Source organism: Pleionea mediterranea (assembly GCF_003148745.1).
GTDB classification, from domain to species: Bacteria; Pseudomonadota; Gammaproteobacteria; order Enterobacterales; family Kangiellaceae; genus Pleionea; species Pleionea mediterranea.
In genome coordinates this window covers 1,988-7,177 of sequence record NZ_QGGU01000022.1, presented here as the reverse complement: position 1 = coordinate 7,177, position 5,190 = coordinate 1,988, and the positions used below count along the sequence as shown (strand labels likewise).

Below are 5,190 nucleotides of genomic sequence, written 5' to 3'. Positions count from 1 at the left end.
TCATAATCAACAGGCTTGTTGTTTTCCAGACACTCATTGATGTATTTATACATTATTCCACAGGGATTAATCACACGCTCTAACTTAAAGTCGTAGAGTTTTTCATTGATAACATATTCTTCTTTTAAAGGCTTACCATTAATATAGATACCTTTATCCTGATACAACTGAATCATTCGACGTAGAGAATCGGGATATGGTTTAGTTTTATCCATAAAGTGACACAGCATGGTGTAAGTCTCCGGAAAGCCGGCGACACCATCGTTGGTCGCTCCATCCACTCCTAATAACAAAAATTCGTGATACTTACCCATCCCTCCCGGCTTAAATCCTTTTGGATAATAAGGTGCGATCAACATGCCATGCATTGCACTCCCACCATACATCCAATTGATCAAACCACGAACTGCACCAAAAAAACGATGAAACGCAATGGTTGTTCCAGGGGTTTTATTTTTAAATATGCCCCCAGGTTTATAGGGAGGCACATAAACAAGACCAGTTATTCGATCAAAGACAGTCCAAAGTCCCTTTATTTTTTTTGCAAAGAACGTAAGAAGACTACTAATAACATAGCTAACACTCGATACCACAACTATGAATATTAACTCAGGAAGAAATCCTACATGAAAACCCCAAGAACCTAACGATACTAAAACCCAAATAAATGGTATAATAAACGTCATACCAAAAAAGAAAAACCCTGTAAATCCGATATAAAACCGGGCGCCATGACTTTGTTCAATAGCTAAGTATCTGCCATCACATATGTATTTGTGATCTTGATAATGAGAATAATCTAAAGGCGCTGGTTCAAAAGGACCAATAATAAACTTATCTTTCTTTATTGGAGCTTTTTGTAGCGAACTTTCTTCTTCAGTGATGCTTAAGTCGAGCCCTATAAGTGAGTCAGGATCGTATTCTGAGTAATGGATTTTCTCCCATTCAGGATCCATCACTTCCGGTTTACCACTTATATTTTTTGACTTATCTGAATTTTCCATTTATTACTCTTATATCAATTAATTAGCCAAAAGCATTAGATTTGGACAAATTATCTAATACTCTATTAGCACGTTTTTCTTGTTCTAACTGCTGAATTAATACTTCTCTTGGTGATTCTTCTTCAATATTAAGTAAAGTGTATTCCAGCCAAATATCGCTACCTTCTTTATAAAGGTGATTTTCTCGATTTTTTTCGACAGCTTCTTCGGTTAGCGTACTATCATACAAGTTAGGATTGGGTAGTACATGCTCTATAGAACCCTGCTTCATAACCTTTTCTCCTTTACCATGAGGGAAATAGCGTACTCGTAACTTAAAGTCTAACTCGACATTAGTACCCCGTTGCAATTTTAACTGAACCATCTTATTCAAAAAACTGAATGGCACTTTTATTTGCCAGTCTTGATAGTTGGGCTTAACTTCAAGAGTAGCAACACGCCAAAATGCCGTGACAATGGCTATATCTTTGTTCAGTGGATTGAGCGGTCAAAGGAATTATTATCAATAATAATAAACAAAAATTAGTTAATTCATCGGCCAGGTATATCAAGTTCAAACTTCAATAGATTTTCAATATTTTAGCTATTACTTTTTGAGATCTTAAGCCTCGTACCTTTTACCATTTATATACTTAGCAAGCTTTACTTATCATGCTCTTCCGAATCCCCTATCATCGCCTTTAGCCGCTCAATACGAGCAAACGTCTCTTTTTTCCGCTGTTCTTTTAACGACAACTTGCCTTCAAGAGCTTCGACTTCTTTTTCAGCCTGAGCCTTGGCCTGTAGGGTATCAATGGGATATTTGTTTCGATATTCACGGATGCGATACATCAACTGACTATCTCGAGGTTCTTCGCCTTTATCGAGGCATTCATTGATGTATTGGTAAGCAATGCCATTCGGATGAATAACTCTTTCGTTTTCAATATCGTAGAGCTTTTCTTTAATTTTATCTTTTTCTTGCAAAGGCTCGCCATTAACATAAGTTCCTCTGTCCTGAAAATTCTGTATCATTTTTTTCAAAGAATCTGGATAGGGTTTCGATTTATCCATAAACTGATTGAGTGTAGTGATCAATGCGGGCATTCCGCAAATACCATCGTGTGTTGGAAAATGAAGGCTTATATTAAAAAATTTAAAGCTGTGATGCCGTGGCGGCTTTTGCCCTTTGGGATAATACGGCGCGGCCAACATATTTTGTTGCGAGGAACCACCGTAAACAAAGTTAATTGCACTTTGCATTAGGGCGCTCAGTTTATTGAACTTGATATTTAAACCCGGCGCGCCTTTTTTACCGGGCACTGTGCCTGGGGAGTGCAGCAATCCGGTTTCTCGATCAAAGATAAACCAGAAATATTGTTTTTTGTTGGCTGCGGCTAAAATCCACTTCCCGAGGGATAGAAAAACAATGAAGAATGTAATCAAAAAGACGTATATATATATCAGATCTTCCGGTAGATTATCTTGCCATGGCAGAAAATTTTCACCGGTTACCAATGCTACAAAGATATTTGTTAGCATTCCCAGAAAAAAAAGAATATAAGCTCCAGCTTGAAAAAATCCACCCCAAAACTCCATAAATACGCGTTGGCCTCCTGGTACACAATTGAGCAGATAGCGGCCATCACACAAAAAGGAATTGTACTGGTCACCAATGTAACAGCTAGGTGCTGGTTGGAAGGCGCCACTTAGGTACCACTTCCCTTTAACTTCGACTCGTTCAAACTCATCTTCGCCGCGTTGAGTCGCACTTAAGTCCAGCCCTTCGGCGGCCCGTAAATGACCTTCGCCCCAAGGATCTTCCTGCCACTCAAAGTAACGAGAGTTGGGTATATCATTATCGCTCATAAGTTATTCGTCGCCATCGTAAGCTTGGGAGGTTGTTTCTTTGTACCTAACATCTCGCAGTATCTGTTTTAGATAAGCCCGGTTATTTATGGTTTCCAGATTATCATTATCACTATCTGGCAGAGGTAAGGAATAAGGTATATTGCCCGATATTACCACTTGCTGCGCTTTTCCGTTGGGGTAATAACAACAGAGTACCTTTATATCGAACTCATCATCTGGGGAAGTTCTAAAAGTTTCAAATAAACTAAACGGCACTCGCATTAACCACCCCTGGATATTAGGTTTAACAAGCAGTTCCGCTTTTTCTTGCCAAAACCTGTGTCGAAACGTACTTACTTCAACGGGTTCACCATTATTTCCGGCTGTATCGCCATCGTCAATATCCAGGCGGTGCCAAGGCGCGTCTTCTTCACTAAAACCACGTGCAATATAATCGAACGTTCCGGTTTCTGTCCGTTTGCGATACCAAAGCTGTACATCCACTTCTGACGTGCCTGCCACAAATCCAGGTAATGACAAGTCTAACTCAACCCACTCCCGGCGGGTTGTAAGATCAACAGCTCCTTTGGGTAGCATGTTAAATTCTTTGCTCATTTCATAACCAAGCCTTAACTTTGGGGTAATGAGCATGGCTTTTAAATCCAGCAGTATTTTCTCATAGTTGATGCTTTTAAGCACACCGTTTGGCTCGTTAACAACCCAGTGTTTAGCACCTTCGAATTCGCCACTGTCGAAAGGTGCATTCCCCCATGGAGTCGCCTCTAGCCAGTCAGCGATTGGCGGATCAATTAAAAATGAATAGATTAAAACGCCTGCCAATATTAATAAAACTCCTATAATACCCAATACAGCGGCAGAAAACCCAAAGACCATTGAGGCTCCACCTCCAGCGGCAACAAAGCCCGAAGCGGTTAGGCTTGTCCCCGTTAATATCAGTCCTAAGGTTATAGATGTAAATGTAAAACCTAACGTCTTTTATCCGTGTCCCGTATCCGCAAAACGGCCTTTACTTCGTAAGTCTTCAACGGCTTTTATTTCGGCAGACTTATGTTGCTCTTCTAACCACTGTTGGTAAGGATCTTCAAAATCACCGAACACTCGTGCGCGTTCAAACTCTTCTTCCGTCCACAACCCTGTGGTTCGATTATCGTATTGTTTGAAATTGACGGTATCCGGCAGTGGCTTGGTGTTATCCATATACTGTACAAGGAACGACCAGTATCTTAATGCACCCTCGGGATCGTGAATGTCTTGGGTAAGTAGAAAACCTTTGTCAGTTCCTTTTTTACTCAACCATAACCAAAACTCAGAGCGTCCGTAGCGGCCTCGGTTGAACCACAGCTCTCCTTCGCACTCTGACCAGCCTACCTCAAAGATCGTTTTTGTTGGCCAACCACCATAGAGCCTCACACTTCCATTATCTCGATCAAAAATATTATAGCGAATAACATTGGTTTTCTTTGCGTATATATATATAAAGCAGCCTAAAAAAACTCCGGCTATTCCTCCGTAAAACGTGTAAGGCTCTACCCCCTCAAAAATGAGGCTAGGTAAAATTAATAGCAAACTTATAAACCCAATAAAAAGTCCCAAAGCACCTAAGTTAAACGCCTTATCTACGTCACTGCGTCGCTTAATATGCTTATCGGTAATTTCTTCATCTGGTTTTGGTGAAGTCCAACCAAAGCAGTCAAATGGTCTAAATTGTTGCTTTGGTAATGGGTATTTCCAGGACAGTTTCATTGTTTAAAATGACTTCTAATTTTTGATAAATGCTCTTGCTTTTGATGGTAGATAACCTGTGCGTTTAATGCATTAGCGACAACCCAACCAAAGAGAATTAATGCAACCCCTGCCAACCAAAAGATAAATGCTGTTAAATCTTGAACCATTGAAGGCGCAACAAACATTCCAAATAGAACAACCAAAACGCCTACTATTCTTAATATCAACGACGCCTTGTATATAAAGACTCGATGTTTATCTATAAAACAATCACCCACGGCCAGTATCCGCAAAACGGCCTTTACTTCGTAAGTCTTCAACGGCTTTTATTTCAGCAGACTTATGTTGCTCTTCTAACCACTGTTGGTAAGGATCTTCAAAATCACCGAACACTCGTGCGCGTTCAAACTCTTCTTCCGTCCACAACCCTGTGGTTCGATTATCGTATTGTTTGAAATTGACGGTATCCGGCAGTGGCTTGGTGTTATCCATATACTGTACAAGGAACGACCAGTATCTTAATGCACCCTCGGGATCGTGAATGTCTTGGGTAAGTAGAAAACCTTTGTCAGTTCCTTTTTTACTCAACCATAACCAAAACTCAGAGCGG

At 40.3% G+C, this 5,190-nt stretch carries 7 protein-coding genes; all 7 read right to left on the bottom strand.

What is annotated here, in order from left to right:
- On the bottom strand, nucleotides 1-1,004 hold a 1,004-nt coding region (locus C8D97_RS17855), incomplete at its 3' end, for a hypothetical protein (protein WP_146196184.1).
- A 22-nt stretch (nucleotides 1,005-1,026) separates the two neighbouring features.
- Nucleotides 1,027-1,275, bottom strand: a complete 249-nt coding sequence (locus C8D97_RS17850; RefSeq protein ID WP_109765169.1) for a hypothetical protein — start codon at nucleotides 1,273-1,275, stop codon at nucleotides 1,027-1,029.
- 371 nt (nucleotides 1,276-1,646) lie between these two features.
- Entirely contained in the window at nucleotides 1,647-2,852 is a 1,206-nt protein-coding gene (locus C8D97_RS17845) for a hypothetical protein (RefSeq protein WP_109765168.1), read from the bottom strand.
- 3 nt (nucleotides 2,853-2,855) lie between these two features.
- Nucleotides 2,856-3,728, bottom strand: coding sequence for a hypothetical protein (locus C8D97_RS17840; RefSeq protein WP_109765167.1), 873 nt, complete (start codon nucleotides 3,726-3,728; stop codon nucleotides 2,856-2,858).
- 102 nt (nucleotides 3,729-3,830) lie between these two features.
- Nucleotides 3,831-4,598 carry a hypothetical protein gene (locus C8D97_RS17835; RefSeq protein WP_109765166.1) on the bottom strand — a complete coding sequence of 256 codons (768 nt, stop codon included), beginning with the start codon at nucleotides 4,596-4,598 and terminating at the stop codon, nucleotides 3,831-3,833.
- A complete protein-coding gene (locus C8D97_RS18065; protein WP_146196183.1) occupies nucleotides 4,595-4,858 on the bottom strand; it encodes a hypothetical protein in 264 nt (87 codons plus the stop codon). Before C8D97_RS18065 ends, C8D97_RS17835 begins: the two co-directional genes overlap by 4 nt.
- A partial coding sequence (locus tag C8D97_RS17830) for a hypothetical protein (protein WP_210204994.1) occupies nucleotides 4,851-5,190 on the bottom strand: 340 nt, incomplete at its 5' end. The genes C8D97_RS18065 and C8D97_RS17830, both read right to left, overlap by 8 nt.